The organism is Mycobacterium sp. UM_Kg27, from assembly GCF_000972905.1.
Taxonomy (GTDB): Bacteria; Actinomycetota; Actinomycetes; order Mycobacteriales; family Mycobacteriaceae; genus Mycobacterium.
In genome coordinates this window covers 40,082-55,029 of record NZ_JRMM01000013.1, presented here as the reverse complement: position 1 = coordinate 55,029, position 14,948 = coordinate 40,082, and the positions used below count along the sequence as shown (strand labels likewise).

The 14,948-nt window shown below is 68.3% G+C and carries 16 protein-coding genes, 1 tRNA gene and 2 pseudogenes; 9 read left to right on the top strand and 10 right to left on the bottom strand.

The genetic code is table 11. The features are described 5' to 3' along the window. Positions 1–245 (bottom strand): annotated as a pseudogene (locus tag LI94_RS04060) (NlpC/P60 family protein); the annotation flags it as partial. A 2-nt stretch (positions 246–247) separates the two neighbouring features. Next, positions 248–1,018, bottom strand: a complete 771-nt coding sequence (locus LI94_RS04055) for a helix-turn-helix domain-containing protein (protein WP_036457684.1) — start codon at positions 1,016–1,018, stop codon at positions 248–250. A gap of 149 nt (positions 1,019–1,167) precedes the next feature. Here LI94_RS04055 and LI94_RS04050 point away from each other — a divergent pair, with 149 nt between their 5' ends. Both LI94_RS04050 and LI94_RS04045 read left to right on the top strand, forming a co-directional pair. Then, positions 1,168–1,584: a WhiB family transcriptional regulator gene (locus LI94_RS04050; RefSeq protein ID WP_024442129.1), complete on the top strand. Its 417-nt coding sequence runs from the start codon at positions 1,168–1,170 to the stop codon at positions 1,582–1,584. A 70-nt stretch (positions 1,585–1,654) separates the two neighbouring features. Then, positions 1,655–2,632: a pirin family protein gene (locus LI94_RS04045; protein WP_046300367.1), complete on the top strand. Its 978-nt coding sequence runs from the start codon at positions 1,655–1,657 to the stop codon at positions 2,630–2,632. Between the two features lie 55 nt (positions 2,633–2,687). Here the strand turns inward: LI94_RS04045 and LI94_RS04040 are convergent, their stop codons facing one another. From LI94_RS04040 to LI94_RS04020, 5 genes are read right to left on the bottom strand one after another with little or no spacing between them, the layout of a single operon-like run. After that, positions 2,688–3,713 carry an alcohol dehydrogenase catalytic domain-containing protein gene (locus LI94_RS04040; RefSeq protein WP_024442127.1) on the bottom strand — a complete coding sequence of 342 codons (1,026 nt, stop codon included), beginning with the start codon at positions 3,711–3,713 and terminating at the stop codon, positions 2,688–2,690. A 1-nt stretch (position 3,714) separates the two neighbouring features. Further along, the gene (locus tag LI94_RS04035) at positions 3,715–4,551 is read right to left on the bottom strand and encodes an SDR family NAD(P)-dependent oxidoreductase (protein ID WP_024442126.1); all 837 of its coding nucleotides are present in this window, start codon (positions 4,549–4,551) and stop codon (positions 3,715–3,717) included. After that, the gene (fadD1, locus tag LI94_RS04030; RefSeq protein WP_046300366.1) at positions 4,548–6,158 is read right to left on the bottom strand and encodes a fatty-acid--CoA ligase FadD1; all 1,611 of its coding nucleotides are present in this window, start codon (positions 6,156–6,158) and stop codon (positions 4,548–4,550) included. The genes LI94_RS04035 and fadD1 overlap by 4 nt, the downstream gene beginning before the upstream one ends. Positions 6,159–6,166: 8 nt before the next feature. Beyond that, on the bottom strand, positions 6,167–7,084 hold the full coding sequence (locus LI94_RS04025; protein ID WP_024442124.1) for an alpha/beta fold hydrolase: 918 nt from the start codon (positions 7,082–7,084) through the stop codon (positions 6,167–6,169). Continuing rightward, on the bottom strand, positions 7,081–8,445 hold the full coding sequence (locus LI94_RS04020) for an NAD(P)-binding domain-containing protein (protein ID WP_024442123.1): 1,365 nt from the start codon (positions 8,443–8,445) through the stop codon (positions 7,081–7,083). Before LI94_RS04020 ends, LI94_RS04025 begins: the two co-directional genes overlap by 4 nt. Before the next feature lie 79 nt (positions 8,446–8,524). Between LI94_RS04020 and LI94_RS04015 the strand changes: the two genes are divergently transcribed. Then, complete coding sequence (locus LI94_RS04015; protein WP_046300365.1) at positions 8,525–9,202, top strand: TetR/AcrR family transcriptional regulator; 678 nt, start codon at positions 8,525–8,527, stop codon at positions 9,200–9,202. Continuing rightward, positions 9,199–10,038 carry an LLM class flavin-dependent oxidoreductase gene (locus tag LI94_RS04010; RefSeq protein WP_024442121.1) on the top strand — a complete coding sequence of 280 codons (840 nt, stop codon included), beginning with the start codon at positions 9,199–9,201 and terminating at the stop codon, positions 10,036–10,038. The genes LI94_RS04015 and LI94_RS04010 overlap by 4 nt, the downstream gene beginning before the upstream one ends. 19 nt (positions 10,039–10,057) lie before the next feature. Here LI94_RS04010 and LI94_RS04005 read toward each other — a convergent pair whose 3' ends face one another. Then, the gene (locus tag LI94_RS04005; protein ID WP_046300364.1) at positions 10,058–10,543 is read right to left on the bottom strand and encodes a helix-turn-helix domain-containing protein; all 486 of its coding nucleotides are present in this window, start codon (positions 10,541–10,543) and stop codon (positions 10,058–10,060) included. A 95-nt stretch (positions 10,544–10,638) separates the two neighbouring features. Here LI94_RS04005 and LI94_RS04000 point away from each other — a divergent pair, with 95 nt between their 5' ends. Next, on the top strand, positions 10,639–11,340 hold the full coding sequence (locus tag LI94_RS04000) for an SDR family oxidoreductase (RefSeq protein WP_046300363.1): 702 nt from the start codon (positions 10,639–10,641) through the stop codon (positions 11,338–11,340). 26 nt (positions 11,341–11,366) lie between these two features. Beyond that, positions 11,367–11,792, top strand: a complete 426-nt coding sequence (locus tag LI94_RS03995; RefSeq protein WP_024442118.1) for a tautomerase family protein — start codon at positions 11,367–11,369, stop codon at positions 11,790–11,792. Between the two features lie 10 nt (positions 11,793–11,802). On the opposite strand, the gene LI94_RS03990 is transcribed toward LI94_RS03995, so the two are convergent. Then, the gene (locus tag LI94_RS03990) at positions 11,803–12,750 is read right to left on the bottom strand and encodes a WYL domain-containing protein (RefSeq protein ID WP_046300362.1); all 948 of its coding nucleotides are present in this window, start codon (positions 12,748–12,750) and stop codon (positions 11,803–11,805) included. Between the two features lie 62 nt (positions 12,751–12,812). On the opposite strand from LI94_RS03990, the gene LI94_RS03985 reads away from it, so the two are divergent. The 3 genes and pseudogenes from LI94_RS03985 to LI94_RS03975 all read left to right on the top strand — a co-directional run bounded on the left by LI94_RS03985 (position 12,813) and on the right by LI94_RS03975 (position 14,492). Beyond that, on the top strand, positions 12,813–13,457 hold the full coding sequence (locus LI94_RS03985) for a TIGR03086 family metal-binding protein (protein ID WP_036457683.1): 645 nt from the start codon (positions 12,813–12,815) through the stop codon (positions 13,455–13,457). 220 nt (positions 13,458–13,677) lie between these two features. Then, a pseudogene (locus LI94_RS03980) lies at positions 13,678–13,983 on the top strand (DUF1778 domain-containing protein); the annotation flags it as partial. Beyond that, complete coding sequence (locus LI94_RS03975; RefSeq protein ID WP_046300361.1) at positions 13,980–14,492, top strand: GNAT family N-acetyltransferase; 513 nt, start codon at positions 13,980–13,982, stop codon at positions 14,490–14,492. The pseudogene LI94_RS03980 and the gene LI94_RS03975, both read left to right, overlap by 4 nt. Before the next feature lie 256 nt (positions 14,493–14,748). Here the strand turns inward: LI94_RS03975 and LI94_RS03970 are convergent. Further along, a tRNA-Leu gene (locus tag LI94_RS03970) sits at positions 14,749–14,831 on the bottom strand. Positions 14,832–14,948: the final 117 nt, after the last annotated feature.

The window sequence follows — 14,948 nt, the reverse complement described above, 5'->3', positions numbered from 1 at the left end:
TGTATAAGAGACAGGGCCAGCACCGTCGTGGCCAGCGCATCGGTACGTGCGTTGGCCAGCAACAGGTCCCGTTGCGCAAGCACTGCCATCCGGTAGCGGTCATGCCCAGCGCCGGTATCGGTGTTGGCGTTGCGCTCCAACAACTCGGCGTAGCGTTCCAGCCCGGACTCCAGTGCCGCGGGCCGTGGATTGCCCGCGAACAGATCATTGGCGCGCGTCAGTAGCTCCAATTCACCGTTGCTCACCGTTATCCCCCTTCGTCGCCACCAGCTGTCGCGTCCATGGACCCGTCGGCGAAGGCGCGGACTCGCGCCAGCGCGCCGGGCGGGATCACTCCCCTGTTGCGGATGTCCCACATCTCTTCGGGGCCGACGCCGATCAACGCCGCAATCACCGGTTCGGGCAGTGACGACTGTGCGCACGCCCGGTCGAAGCGAGCGGTCAGGCTGCCGGGCATCCGTTGCAGCAGGTCAGCGCGAATGGCCTCCAGCGCCTGGAGGTGCACCATCAGTCGGGCGGCGTGATCGGCGCCCGCGTTGACCGCCACCCGCCAGGAGCTGGCCGCGAGCATCTCCGCCTTCACGCACTGCGTGATCACGGAAAGAATATACGTCTCGTATTCGTCTGATGCTTCCGACGGCAGTCTCGCGATCACCGAACGCAGGGCATCCAGCTGCGCCTCCGCGTAGCCCTCCAGCACTTCGGTGTCGCTGTGCCGGTCGACGACGATGGCTCCGGCGGGACGGGCGGCCGCCGCCTGCGATCCGGTCGCGGCGATCAATTGAGCCAGCTCCGCCTCGGCGTCGTCGGCGACCAGGAGCCGCGAATAGGTGCCCGGCGGCAGACCGAGCCCATTCTCAACCTTCTGAACTGTGCCTTTGTGGGGCTTCCGGGCGCCGCGCTCAAGGTAGCTCAGCCCCATGATGCTCACGCCGGTGGCCGCGGCGAGGTCGGCCAGCGACCAGTCGCGCGCCTCTCGCAGAGCCCGGATGGCCGCGCCCGCCGCTTCGCGGCTCATTGTTGCGCCCCGGCCATGGACGGATAGTACACAGCCTGGCCCTGCACTACTTACATATATGTTTTTATCACCATCTGTTGCGTCCTTCGTATTCGATCGTATACGTTTCTCTCTACGTTATCCGGTCTGCCCACGAGGAGGTCCTTCCGATGGCACCCCCCTGCTCCGCAAACCCCGAGCTGTGGTTCGGCTACCCCGACGCCGACGGCGCTGACGGGGCCGCCAAGGCGCGGGCCTATGAACAGTCCTCCACCGAGGCGCGGCTGCAATGCCTGCGGCGCTGCCCACTCGCGCAGCAACGCCAATGCGCGGCGCTCGCTGTGGAACGCGGCGAGGAGTACGGCGTGTGGGCCGGCGTGAAGCTCCCCGGCGGCCAGTACCGCAAGCGGGCCGAGCTCGCCCGGGCCCACGCGCTGCTGCGCGCGATCGCCGCCGGCGAGATCAACGCCCGCGAGCTGCCCGACAACCAGACGCTGCTGACCCACCACGAGCGCGACCAGCTGCCGGTGACAGCAACGGTTTTTCATCTGCCCGCCGGGCAACTCGGTCCGCGGTCGGCGGCCTGAGCAGGCCCGTCCACGGCACGAGTCGGTAGGATCGCGCCAGTGGCACGGCAGCCGGCCCGGAGGTGAACCGTTGAGCAACCTGGAGACCACCTCGGCTGAATTCGCCTGTGCGGCAACTCCCGAAGACCACATCGAGGTGCTGCACCCGCGCGAGGTCCCGCTGGGCGGAGCGCGCGCCATCGGGGTACGTCGCACCCTGCCGCAACGAGACCGCTCCCTGATCGGCGCCTGGTGCTTCGTCGACCACTACGGACCGCAGGACGTCGCCGCCGACGGCGGGATGGACGTGCCCCCGCACCCGCACACCGGTCTGCAGACGGCGAGCTGGCTGTTCAGTGGGCGGGTCGAGCACCGCGACAGCGCCGGCGTGCACGCGGTGGTGCACCCCGGCGAGTTGAATCTGATGACCGCCGGCGCCGGAATCTGCCACTCCGAGGTCACGGTTGAGCCGCAGTCGGCTCCCCTGCTGCGCGGCGTGCAGCTGTGGGTGGCCCTGCCCGATACGGCCCGCCATAGCGCCCGCGACTTCAACCACTTTGCCCCCGAACCCGTTTCACTGGCCGGCGCATCGGCGCTGGTGTTCCTCGGTGAGCTGGCCGGGTACCGCTCCCCCGTCCCGTCGTTCACTCCCCTGCTGGGCGCTCAGCTCGACCTGGATCCGCGCACCGAACTGGCGCTCGACGTTGATCCCGCATTCGAACACGGCGTGCTGTGCGACCAGGGCGCAGTCACGCTGGGCGGCACGGGTCTGGACATCGGGGCGCTCGGCTATCAAGGCCCCGGCCGTTCGGTACTGCTGCTGCGCAACACCGGTGACTCCCCCGCCCGGATCCTGGTGCTGGGCGGGGTGCCGTTCAGCGAGGAACTGGTGCTGTGGTGGAACTTCATCGGTCGCACCCACGAGGAGATCGTCGAGTTCCGGCGCCGCTGGCAAGACGGGGACGACCAGTTCGGACAGGTCAGCGGCTATCAAGGCCGCCTGCAACGGCTGCCCGCCCCAATGATGCCACCGCTGCGGTTACGGCCGCGTCGTCCGCGCACCGGGTAGGCGGCAGCGCTCTCAGCGGAACTTTGGCGATCTCGTCCCCCGCCGTCGCGTCAGGCTACGGCGTGAGCAGTACTTTCACCACGTCGCCGGACCGGGCCGCCACGGCACGGTAGGCGTCGGCCGCGTCGTCCAAGGCCATCTCGGTGGTGAAGATCCCGTCCACCGACAGTCGCCCGGACTGCAACAGCGGCACCAGCTGCGGCCACGTCTGTTGCACGGGTGCGGTGGTCATCCGCAGGGTGACACTGCGCAGTAGTGCCGGCAGCGCCGGGAAGGGGAAGGGCTGCAGGTCGTGCACTCCGACCACCGATACGGTGCCGCCGGGCCGCACCGCGGTCAGCGCGTCGGACATCGTGGTGTCCGAGCCGACGGCGTCGATCACCGCATCCACACCGCGCCCGTCGCTGAGCTCCATGGCCGCGGCCGTGGTCGGCGGCTCTGCCGGGGTCACACCCATCAGGGCAGCCCGCTCCCGGCGCTGACGCACCGGATCGATCCCGAGAACCGTTGCTGCGCCGAGGAACAGCGCGCTGCGTGCCGCACACAGACCGACCGCGCCCAACCCGATGACCGCTACCGTGCCGCCGACCGGGGTGTCGGCCCGCAGCGCCGCCGCCCATCCGGTGGCGAGGTTGTCGGTGAGCAGCAGCGCTTCGGCGTCAAGGATCCCCTCGGGGATACGGGCAAGCTGAAAGTCGGCGCCCGGCACCGCAAGCAGCTCCGACTGCGCACCCCCCAACAGACCTGATCCGAAGATCTGCGGGCCCGAATGGCACCGGATGGGATCGAGGGTGCCGCACCCGGCGCACCGCCCGCAGCCCGCGACCGAGGACACCATGACCCGGTCACCGACCCGCACGGAGTGCACCTGCGACCCGACCTCGACGACAGTGCCGATCGCCTCGTGCCCCAGCGGAACCGGGTCGGCGATCGGGTAGTCGCCTTCGTAGAAGTGCAGATCGGAACCGCAGATCGCGGTCGCGGTCACTTCGACGACGGCGCCGTCGGCTCCCGGCAACTCGGGGTCGGGGCGGGTGTCGACTCGGATCGACCCGGGCCCATCGATGACGACACTGCGCATGTCACGATCCTTCAGCTAGGGCTTGTACTTTGCCGAGCACGTCGGGGTAGCGCTTCAGATGCGCCCCACCGTTGACGTCGAAGGCGGATCCGGTGATCCAGCCGGCACGTTCGGAGGTCAAGAACTCTACGGCCTGCGCGATGTCGTCGGGAATGCCGGAGCGCCCGAGCGGGGTGTTCTCGATGTACTCGTCGGTGAGCCCCGGCACCATCGCCAGGCCGGCGACCAGGGGAGTGTCCACCAGGCCGGGGGAGACCGCGTTGACCCGGATGCCGCGGGCGCCCAGCTCCAGTGCGGCCACCTGGATCAGCATCAACACGCCGGCCTTGGCGCTGCAGTATGCGGCCATGGAGCTGCCGGGCTGGCGCCCGTTGAGCGAGGAGATGGCGACCACGCTGCCGCCGTCTTCGAGGGTGCGGGCCGCATGTTTGATCACCAGCATGGTCCCGGTGAGGCAGACGTCGATGGTGGTCTGCCAGCCGGACAGCTCGATGTCCGCGATCGGACTGATAATCGACAGGCCGGCGCAGCTGACCACCGTGCGGACCGGCCCGAGTTCGCGGGCGGCCACGAATGCCGCTGCGACACTGGCCTCGTCGGTCACGTCTGCGACGACGGCGGTGGCCGTGCCGCCGGGTCCATGCGCCGGTCCCAGCTTCGCCGCTCCTCCGTCGAGCCTCGCTGAACCGGCGATTTCGGCTGCGCGGGCGTGCGCGGCGTCTCCGTTGATGTCGGCGATCACCACATGGTCACCCCGCGCGGCCAGAGTGTGCGCGGTGGCCAACCCGATTCCCGAAGCGCCGCCGACTATCAGGGCCACGGGTTTTTGAGCCGTCATCGCCCCACTCCCGTCATGGTGGTGGTGCGGTAGGTGCACTCTCGTCCGGGCCGCTCCCACAGCGTGTCATCACCGACATCGGTACCGTCGGCGGCCAACACCCGTTTGAGGACTTTGTTGGTTGCCGTCGCGGGCAGCTCTGCGGTCACCCGGACATAGCGCGGCCAGGCCTTGGGGGACAGATCCTCTTGAGCGGCAAGGAAATCAGCCAATGCGCCCTCGGTCAACCGGGCATCGTCGCGCAAGACCACTGCGGCCATCACTTGATCGCCGACGTTACCGTCCGGCACGGCGTACACCGCGGCCTGGTTGATGTCGGGGTGGCGCATCAGAATCCGCTCGATCGGCGCCGCCGCCAGGTTCTCACCATCGACCCGCATCCAGTCGGCGGTGCGCCCGGCCAGGTAGATCCAGCCGTCGGCATCAGCGTAGGCAAGGTCGCCTGACCAGTACATGCCGTCGCGCATCCGGTCCGCGGTCGCCTGCTCGTTGTTGTAATAGCCCGAGAAGAACCCGGACCCGGCGGTGTTGACCAGTTCCCCGATCGCCTCGTCGGCGTTGAGCAGTGCGCCGTGCTCGTCGAAGACCGCCGGCGGGCACTCGGCTTTGGTGTCGCTGTTGTAGATGGCGACGCCGGGGAACCCACGCCCCACCGAACCGGGCGGGGTGCCTTCATCACGGGTGATGGTCACCGCGTTCTCGGTCGAACCGAAGGCGTCGACCACGTGCACACCGAACCGGCGGGCGAATTCACCGATGTCGCGCTCCGAGGCCTCGTTGCCGAACGCGACCCGCAGCGGATTGTCGGCGTCATCGGGCTGCTCGGGATGCGCCAGTAGGTAGGCGAACGGTTTACCGACGTAGTTCATATACGTCCCACCGTAGGCGCGGATGTCGGCCAGGAACCGCGAAGCCGAGAACTTCGCCGGCGCCATCGCCGCACCGGCGGCCACCGCGGGTCCGAAGCCGGCTGCGATCGCATTGGAATGAAACAGCGGCATGGACAGGTAGACGACGTCGTTGGCGCCCAGCTCGAATCGCTCGGTCAGGCTCTGGCCGGCGACCAGCACCATGAAGTGGCTGACCAGAACGGCTTTCGGGTCGCCACTGGTGCCCGAGGTGAAGATCAGCATGAACGGGTCCAGCGGCCCGACATGCCGATGCGGCTGAAGTACCCCGGCTTCGGCGCACTCGCTGGCCCAGGCCGGGTCGTCGACGTCGATGATGGTGACGCCGGGCAGCTCCAATCCCCGCAGCAGCGCGCGGTGTTCGGCGTCGACCAGCAGGATCTGCACATCGGCGGTGCGCAGATCCGCGGCCAGCGCCGAGCCGCGGCGGGTGTCGTTGACCCCGCACAGGACGTAACCCCCCAGCCCGGCGGCGGCGAGCGCGGTGAGCATCGCGGGGTTATTGCCCAGCAGGGCGCCGACGTGCATCGGCCGCCTGGTGTCGGCCCGCGCGAGCACCGCGGCGCCGTGGCGGGCCGCCCGGACGAGGTACTCCCGCCACGACCAGCGGATCTGCCCGCCGTCGACGTCGTTGTAGAGCACCGCCAGGCTGGTGTCGCCGATGCGTTCGGCGAGCAGCTGCTGCATGGTCTCTGCCATCAGGCCTCCTAACCCGTGACCGTAGCGGTCGTGCCGGCCAGGTGCCGGGTCAAAAACGAGATCTGGTGCTCGACAACGTGATCGAACCAGTCGCCACCGGCGAAGACGTCGAAGTGATCGCAGGGGTAGTGCCGCACTTCGGCGCGGGCGGCGAAAGCCGCCTTGGCGGCTGCCTGTGGGGGAGCGCCGCGGTCGAAGTCGGCTATCTGCACCAGGATCGGGCAGGCGATGGCCTCGGCGTGCTTGGCCGCCGGGCGGTAGCCGCCGAGCTGTACACCGACCTGGGCGTCGATCTCGTTGCGCCAGGTCGGGCCGGCCATCGCGGTGTAGGCCGCGTGGTAGCCGTCGGCGGTCAGGGTGGCCAGCTCACCGGGGCGGCCCACCAGGGCGATGGTCGCGGGCGACCCGCCGAAGCGTTGGGCCAGCGCACTGCGCCACCCCGTGGCCGTTGAACGCAGCATTGTTGCCGGGCGATGGTGTGGCAGTGCCGCGATCGCAGCGGCCGGTCCGCTGACCAGGGGTGTCAGCGCGATGGCGGCGGCGACACCGGGCGTGGTGGCGGCCACCTCGAAGACATGCCCGCCGCCCAGCGAGACCCCCCACACCACGATCCGGCGAGCATCCACACCGGTCTGCTCGGCCGCGGCCGAGCATGCCGAGCGAAAGTCGTCGACCTGCTCTTGCATGGAAATCCGTTGGCGCGGGTGTGCTTCTGAAGCGCCGAAGTACCGGTAGTCGAAGGCGAAGGCGGCGAACCCGGCTTCGCTGAGTCGTTCGGCGAACGGGATCAGGCCGGAGTCGACGGTGCCGCCCAGGCCATGTCCGAGCACCACGACCGGGGCTCCGTCGCCGTCATATTGCGCCGCCGGAAAGAACTGCCCGACGCACGTGGCGCCGCCGCTGCCGAATCGGATGGTCGCGCTCATGCGGATGCCTCCATCTCGCACACCCCGGCCCATCCGGGCACGCCGAGTTCAGCGGCGCGCCGGGTGCCGCGCGGGATCTCCGCGGTGCGCATGTCGTGTTCGTAAAGGAAGTAGTCCAGTTGCTGGGTGTGGCGCGGGGTGTCGAGCATGTGGCCGGTGTATTTGCGCCGGTCGGCCTCGATCACCCGGCGCATTTCGGCGACCGACGGCAGCCGGTAGCGACCGGCAGCGTAGGCGCCGATGAGGCGGGCCTGGGCTTCGACGAACGGGAACAGGGTCGGGGTGGCTTGGGCGAATCCGGCGAACACCAAGTCGTCGATGCCGGGATAGAACATCCGCTTGTACAGGTCGATTCGATTGCCCGGTGCGCTGATGAACTCCGGGTCGAAGAACGGGAAGGTGATGTTGTAGCCGGTGGCGTAGATGATGACGTCGAATTGGCCGTTGGTGCCATCGATGAAGTGCACGGTGTCGCCGTCGAGCCGGCTGATGTTGGGTTTGGGGATGACGTCGCCGGACCCCAGGCGCAGCGGCAGTTCCACCGATTGGGTGGGGTGCGCTTCGAAGAACTTGTGGTTGGGGGTGGGCAGCCCGAGGTCCTCGGGGCGTCCGGCGATGATCGGCTGTGCCCATTGAGCGACCTTGCGCTGCCAGGAGAACGGCAGATACGGGCTGGTCCGGAAGTACTTGTCGGCGGGCTTTCCGGCCAGATACTTCGGCACGATCCACGCGCCCGACCGGGTGGACAACGTCAGCTCGTTGTCCAGCGCCTTCGACGACAGTTCGACGGCGATATCGGCGGCACTGTTACCCAGGCCGACCACGAGGATCCGCTTTCCGCTGAAGTCCAGCGGTGTCTTGGGGTCGATGTAGTGGTGCGCATGCAATGTGTCGCCGCTGAATTCGCCCGGGAAGTCCGGCAGGCGTGGATCCCAGTGGTGGCCGTTGGCGACGACCAGCAGGTCGAACCGGCGACGCTGCCCGCCGGCTAGTTCCAGCTCCCAGCCACCACCGGGCAACCGGTGCGCATGGGTGACTTCGGTGTCGAACTCGATGTTGCGCTTGAGCTCAAACGCCGCCGCATAGGACTCCAGGTACTCCTTGACCAGCGTGTGGTGCAGGAAGTCGGGGTAGTGCTCCGGCATGGGGAAGTCGCGAAACGACAGCTGGTGCTTGGAGGTGTCGATATGCAGCGACCGGTAGGCACTGGAATGGCCGTTCGGGTTGCCGAAGGCCCAGTTGCCGCCGATCCGGTCGGAGGATTCGAAGCAGCTGTAGTCGATCGCATAGTCGCTCAGCATCTTTCCGGCGGTCAGGCCACTGATACCGGCACCGACGATTGCGGTGCGGGGTACGGGCATGGGGAACCTCCGAGATCCGGGGTAGACAGGTTTGCAGAAGTGTCTACGAGACGCGTCGCTATAGTACACAGATCTACCGATGTGTCTACTCCTTGCTAGGCTTACCGCCCAGGAGGTGGCCGTGAACGAAGCGTCAGCGTCACCCGTGTCCCCGTCGACGACCGATCGGCTTCTCGACGCGACCGAGAAACTATTGGCCGACAAGGGGATTCGGGCAATGACGATGATCGACGTCGCCCAGGCCGCGGGGGTTTCCCGGGCCTGGCTGTACCGCAATTTCCCGGATAAGCCGACGCTGGTCGGTGCGGCGATCATTCGGCTGATCGAAACCAGCTGGGCGCAGACCCGCGCCGAGCTGTCGACGCTCACCGACTTCGAGGACCAGCTGGTGGCCGGCGTCCAGATCGGCCGCCGCGCCTACGACGATCCCGGCACGCTGCTGATGCGGTTGCGCACCGCCGAGCCGGACGAGTTCACCGCCTGCGCCGGCACGGGCGTCCGCGGCCTGGTGCCCGATCTCGCGACATTCTGGCAGCCCTTTGTCGAAGCCGCCGTCGAGAGCGGAGACATCGACCCGGACAACGACATTCCCGAGGCCAGTGAATGGGTCGCTCGGGTGTTGATCAGTTTCGGCAGCGTCCCGGGACACCACATGGACCCCGACGATCCCGTAGCCGTGCGACAGCATGTGCGCCGCTACGTGCTGCCGGGGTTGCGTCAAGCGCCGACTACTGCGGCCCCGAAGGGGAAACGATGACCGAGTGGTTCTTGTACCTGCCGCAGACCAGAATCGGCCTGGGTGACCTGGTGACGCGCGCCCGGGTGGCCGAGGCGTCGGGTTTCGACGGTGTCGCATTCCTCGACCACCTGGACACCCCGATGGCCCCCACCGCGCCGCTGTGGGAGGCGATGACCGTGGCCACCTGGGTCGCCGCCCACACCGAACGGATCAAGGTCGGCCACGTGGTGTTGTGCGACGGATTCCGCCATCCCGCCGTGCTGGCCAAGCAGGCGACGACCTTGGCCGAAGCCTCTGGCGGCCGCTTCGAACTGGGGCTGGGTTCCGGCTCGATGCCCGACGAGCTGGTCAAGTACGGAATCACCACCGCCGGTCCGCGACAACGCGTCGACGCGCTGAGGGAGACGCTGGTGTCGCTCGGCGAATACTGGAGCGCCGAGGGGGAGCGGGCTCAGACTCCCGCTCCGAGCATGCCGATCCCGCTGGTGCTCGGCGGGGTGGGCCCCCGCATGCTTCAGCTGGTACGCCGCTATGCCGATTGGTGGAACCTGCCGGCGACGCATGTGCACAAGTTGCCCGAGCTGCTGCCGTCGATCGGTTCTGCGCGCGCGTCCGTGCAGCAGATGGTCGGTTTCGCCCGACTCGACCAGGACGTGGCGGCGGTGTCAGAGACGGCTCAGCGGCGATTCGGCCGGCTGGGATCGGGCCTGGTGTGCGGTGATGCCGCAGCGCTGGTCAAGCATTTCGGTCGGCTCGAAAGCCAGGGGGCGCAACGGTTCTACGTGTGGTTCGCTGATTTCGCGCCGCCGGAGTCGATTGCCGAGTTCGCCGAGACCGTGATCCGGGGCCGCTGAGCCGGCACTCGGCGGCTGTTCAGCGTGATCGGCGCGGTGCGTTCAAGCGGATCTCGATGTTGTCGGGGTCGGGCGCCGGGGCATCCAACTCGTCAGTGACCCGTACCCCGATTCGGCGCTGGGTGGTGGCGTCGACGAAGGACAGCGGCGGTTTTCCGTCCTGGAGGTACTTGTCACCCCACTGGGTCAACGCCAGCATCACGGGCAGCAGGTCCTCGCCGGCGGGTGTCAGCCGATACTCGTCTCGGGCCCGCTGCCCGGCCTCCTGGTAGGGGACCCGGGTGATGATTCCGGCGGACTCGAGCTGCTTGAGTGCCCGCGACACCGCCGGCGCCGAGGCGCCGATGCGTGCCATGAAGTCCTCGAAGCGGCTGGTGCCGTAGAAGCATTCCCGCACCACCAGGAACGCCGTCTTGGTGCTCAGCACATCGAGCAGCCGGACCACCGAACACGCATCGCCGGTGGACCAGCGCGATCGGTCGCGCAACCGGGGTTCGAACTGCATGTGGTCCAGCTTACGTGACTAACCCTTGCGTTATCTAGCATGGCGTGCTTTGCTCTTACTAACGTAGTCGTTAGTCAGCGAGAGAGGATCCGGAGATGGTTGCAGTACAGGGAAAGGTCGCGGTGGTCACCGGCGGACGGCGCGGACTGGGCGCAGCCCTGGTCGACGAGCTTTTGGCGCGCGGAGCCCGCAAGGTCTACTCGACCGCACGCACCACATTCACCGATGAGCGCCCGCAGGTGGTGCCGCTGGCGCTGGAAGTCGGGTCGGACGAGTCGGTGGCGGCCCTGGCCGAAGCGGCCGGCGATGCCGAGCTGGTGTTCAACAACGCGGGCGTGCTGCTGCCCGACGCCCTGCTGACCGGCTCCTTCGAGCGCATCACCGAAACCTTCGACGTCAACGTCTTCGGACCGCTGCGCCTGGCACGGGCGTTCGCGCCGATCCTGGCGGCCAACGGGGGAGGGGCGCTGGTCAACATGCACTCGGTGCTGTCCTGGATGGCCGGCTACGGTGCCTACGGTGCGTCCAAAGCCGCCGCCTGGTCGGTGACCAACTCGCTGCGCATCGAGTTGGCGGCGCAGCACACACAGGTGGTCGGCATCCACGCCGGCTTGATCGACACCGACATGGTCGCCGAGCTGGACGCCCCCAAGGTGACGCCGGGCGAGGTGGCGCGGCGCATCCTCGACGGCGTGGAGTCCGGTGCCGTCGAGGTGCTGGCCGACGACATCAGCGGGCATGTGAAAGCCGCGCTGTCCGGTCCGGTCGAGGACTTGTCCGGCGCCTTGTCGCACTGAGCCGGATCAAGGAGCACCGAACCGCCATGCCCCTGTGGACCATTCATCACTCCCCCGGGCTCTTCAGCGCACCGGACAAGCGCGCGCTGGCGTCCCGCATCACCGACCACTACCAGAAGGCGGGGCTGCCGCGCTTCTACGTGGTCACCCTGTTTCAGGAGACCGCGCCGGAGGACTTCTACGTCGGTGGCGAGCCGACCGGGGTCGGGGTGCGCGTGGTGATCGATCACATCGCCCGGCATGCCGCCGACAGCCAGAACCGCCGGCGGATCACCGAATGGATCAGCCAGATCCTTACTCCGACGCTGGATCAGCACCCCGGCCTGCACTGGGAGTTCCACGTCGACGAGACCAGCGAAGAACTGTGGATGATCAACGGCCTGGTTCCGCCCCCGGGGGGATCGGACGCCGAGAAACGGTGGGCCCAGGAGAACGTGGCGACGGCGTACTGAGGGCCAGCGCTCATCGGTACCGCGCCGCCAGCGCGGTCCCGATGGCGGCCAAGTGATCGCGCACGCCCTGCGGACCGGTGACCTCGAGCCATTCGACGAGCCCGGCGAGTTGGCCGGCGAGGGCGTATTCATTGTGGCCCCGGATCACCACCCCGATCCGGCCGTCGGGCGTGGCACCGCCCACCTCCAGGCGGCCGCCGAGCATCGCCCGCAGCAGACCGAGGCCGTCGGGCGCGCACACCGCCTGGACCTCCAGCGGGGTGCGCTTGCGGTCGACCTCATCGGCGATCTCCCGCCAGCTCTGCGCAAGGTCGAATCCCCGGGGCCGCCGCACGGGCTCGTCGGTCAACGCGACCGACGACACCCGATCGATACGGAAGGTCCGCCGGCCCACCTCCGTTTCCGACACCAGGTACCACGTCGGGCCCTTGGCGACGATGCCCAGCGGGTGGACCGTCCGCTCGGTCACGGCGCCTTTGCTGTCGACATAGCCGAGCCGCACCTGCACACCCCTGATCACGGCCTCCTGCAGCGCATCGAGGAACCGCGGTGGAGGCGGCGCGGCCTGACTGGCACCCCAAAGCCGTGGATCGACGACCACGGACGTGGCGGCGGCCTCGGCCTGCGCCCGGAAAGGCTCGGGCAACGCCCGGACGAGCTTGCGCAGGGCTGCCTTGACGTCCGGGGTGGCCGTCGAGGCGGGTCCGGCCACCAGAAACAGCGCCCGAGCCTCGCTCGCGGTCAGCCCCGAAAGGTCGGTGCGCGCGCCGCCCACCAGGCGCCACCCGCCCCCGCGGCCCTGCACCGAGTACACCGGTATCCCGGCGACACTGAGGGCTTCGAGGTCGCGGCGGGCGGTGCGCTCGGACACCTCCAGCTCGCGGGCCACCTCGACGGCGGTCACCTGCTTGCGCTGCTGCAGCAGCAGAAGGGTGGCCACCAGCCGGTCAGCTCGCACCTCAGCAGAATTCCACACAAACTGGCCAATAGGTGACCGGTTATGGTCACCACAATGGCGCCATGACTACACCTACGAGTTCTCCCGCAGCCCCGCTGACCGACCCGCGGCCCCTTCTCGATCGTGCCGTTGCCACCGGCGGGAGCGTGATCGCCGGCATTCGACCCGAGCAGCTCACCGCCCCAACGCCCTGCACCGAGATGAACGTGCAGACCTTGCTGACCCACCTCATCGCCGTGCTGGACCGCATCACCGCCCTGGGTAGCGGCGGTGATCCCTTCACCGTCGCCGCCCCACAGATCTCCGACGGTCGCTGGGTCGATGCTTGGCAGGAATCAGCCCGACGAGCTGCGCAGGCCTGGAGTGACGACGGCGTGCTTGAGCAACCGATGGCGCTGCCGTGGATCCAGGGCAGCGGTGCCGACGTGCTGGCGTCCTACCTCTCCGAGGTCAGCGTGCACACCTGGGACCTGGCTGTGGCGACCGGCCAGCAGCCCGACTGGGACGACGCGGTGATCGCCGCGGCGCTGCAGTCCGCACACCGGATCCTGCCGCCGGCGAACCGTCGCGCGCTGTATGCCGAGATCTCGGCCGCGATGGGCCTGGACGAGGTGGCCATGCCGTTCGCCGAGGCCGTCGCCCTCCCCGACGACGCCCCCGCCATCGACCGGCTCATCGCCTGGAACGGCCGTGATCCGCTCTGGTGATCGGGGGGCGCTCCGCCAGCAGCGACGAAAGTGGCTCAGCAGCATCGCCACGGGCGGCCGCTTTCGGCCTCAGTCCCCCTCACAGGGGTTGAAAGCGACGAGACGACCGTGGCCGTCCCACCGCGACCCGACCGGCCCCGGTACTTCTTGCCGTGAGTCAGCGTGTGTTTTACAGGTAGGAAGTGCATCGCCGCTGTTCAGAGGCGTGATCAAAACCCCGTTGCATTGTCTGCCTGATAGGCACACAATGGGTGGCATGGCCACGAAGACAGAGCGGTTCGCGGTGCGTCTTACTGCCGAGCAGGACGCGCTGATTCGTCGGGCCGCCGAGGTGGAGGGGACCGACCTGACCAACTTCACGGTGACCGCGACGCTGGCTCGTGCCCGTGACGTGCTCGCCGATCGCCGGCTGTTCATGCTCGATGCCTCGGCCTGGTCGGAGTTCGTGTCGGTGCTGGACCGGCCGGTGGCGCACAAGCCGCGGCTGGAGAAGTTGTTCGCGGAGCCGTCGATCTTCGACGAGTGAGCGGCTACAGCGCGCCCCGGCCGATCGGTGAGCACGATGTGGTCGCCGAGTTCGACAGCGGCGAGCCCAGCCTGGACGAATACCTGCGGGGACGCGCCTTGGCCAACCACGTCGAGGGTGCGTCCCGGTGTTTCGTGACGTGCCGGGACGGCCGCGTCGTCGGGTTCTACGCGCTGGCCTCGGCGGCGGTGGAGCGCACCGGCACACCCGGGCGGGTGCGGCGCAACATGCCCGATCCGGTGCCGGTGATCCTGTTGTCCCGGCTGGCGATCGACCGCAAAGAACAGGGCCAGGGCTTGGGCGCCGCACTATTACGGGACGCAATCACCCGCGCGGTGGCGGCCGCGGAGATCATCGGGGTGCGGGCGCTGCTGGTGCACGCGTTGCATGAACAGGCGCGGACGTTCTACGCACATTTCGATTTCGAGCCCTCGCCGACCGACCCGCTGCACCTGCTGCTGCTGATCAAAGACGCCCGTGCACTACTCGGCCCACCGCAGAAGTTGTGATCCGTCAGGGTCTTGGAAGGGCGCCACCTGCGCGTCAACGCCTAAACCCAATTCCCCGTCTGCCAGCTCGTCCACAACGTCCACGTCCGCATCGTCGTCGCCGCCACTGACGAACTACTCCGAGAACTCACCATCGACCCCAACCCGCGACTACCAACCAGCAGGCAAAGACCGCCACGCACACTGGCACCACAACCAAAAACAGGCCGAACCCTGAGGGTTCGGCCTGTCCGGGATCTCCCGAGAGATCACACTGTGGGCGAAGGGGGACTTGAACCCCCACGTCCCGAAGGACACTGGCACCTGAAGCCAGCGCGTCTGCCATTCCGCCACTCGCCCGAGCAACCGGGGGAGCGTATCACGGGCCCCCTGCTCCCCGAAAAATCGGCTCCGGCCCCCGCAATGCGCATCGCCCGGCCCGGAACAAGGCGCCGTGACCCCTTCGTGACCTGGTCT

Excerpts from the sequence above, each read along its gene's own strand:
- LI94_RS04055 (WP_036457684.1), bottom strand. The coding sequence starts at position 1,018 with ATGAGCCGCGAAGCGGCGGGCGCGGCCATCCGGGCTCTGCGAGAGGCG.
- LI94_RS04050 (WP_024442129.1), top strand. The coding sequence starts at position 1,168 with ATGGCACCCCCCTGCTCCGCAAACCCCGAGCTGTGGTTCGGCTACCCC.
- LI94_RS04040 (WP_024442127.1), bottom strand. The coding sequence starts at position 3,713 with ATGCGCAGTGTCGTCATCGATGGGCCCGGGTCGATCCGAGTCGACACC.
- LI94_RS04035 (WP_024442126.1), bottom strand. The coding sequence starts at position 4,551 with ATGACGGCTCAAAAACCCGTGGCCCTGATAGTCGGCGGCGCTTCGGGA.
- fadD1 (WP_046300366.1), bottom strand. The coding sequence starts at position 6,158 with ATGGCAGAGACCATGCAGCAGCTGCTCGCCGAACGCATCGGCGACACC.
- LI94_RS04025 (WP_024442124.1), bottom strand. The coding sequence starts at position 7,084 with ATGAGCGCGACCATCCGATTCGGCAGCGGCGGCGCCACGTGCGTCGGG.
- LI94_RS04020 (WP_024442123.1), bottom strand. The coding sequence starts at position 8,445 with ATGCCCGTACCCCGCACCGCAATCGTCGGTGCCGGTATCAGTGGCCTG.
- LI94_RS04015 (WP_046300365.1), top strand. The coding sequence starts at position 8,525 with ATGTGTCTACTCCTTGCTAGGCTTACCGCCCAGGAGGTGGCCGTGAAC.
- LI94_RS04010 (WP_024442121.1), top strand. The coding sequence starts at position 9,199 with ATGACCGAGTGGTTCTTGTACCTGCCGCAGACCAGAATCGGCCTGGGT.
- LI94_RS04005 (WP_046300364.1), bottom strand. The coding sequence starts at position 10,543 with ATGCAGTTCGAACCCCGGTTGCGCGACCGATCGCGCTGGTCCACCGGC.
- LI94_RS04000 (WP_046300363.1), top strand. The coding sequence starts at position 10,639 with ATGGTTGCAGTACAGGGAAAGGTCGCGGTGGTCACCGGCGGACGGCGC.
- LI94_RS03995 (WP_024442118.1), top strand. The coding sequence starts at position 11,367 with ATGCCCCTGTGGACCATTCATCACTCCCCCGGGCTCTTCAGCGCACCG.
- LI94_RS03985 (WP_036457683.1), top strand. The coding sequence starts at position 12,813 with ATGACTACACCTACGAGTTCTCCCGCAGCCCCGCTGACCGACCCGCGG.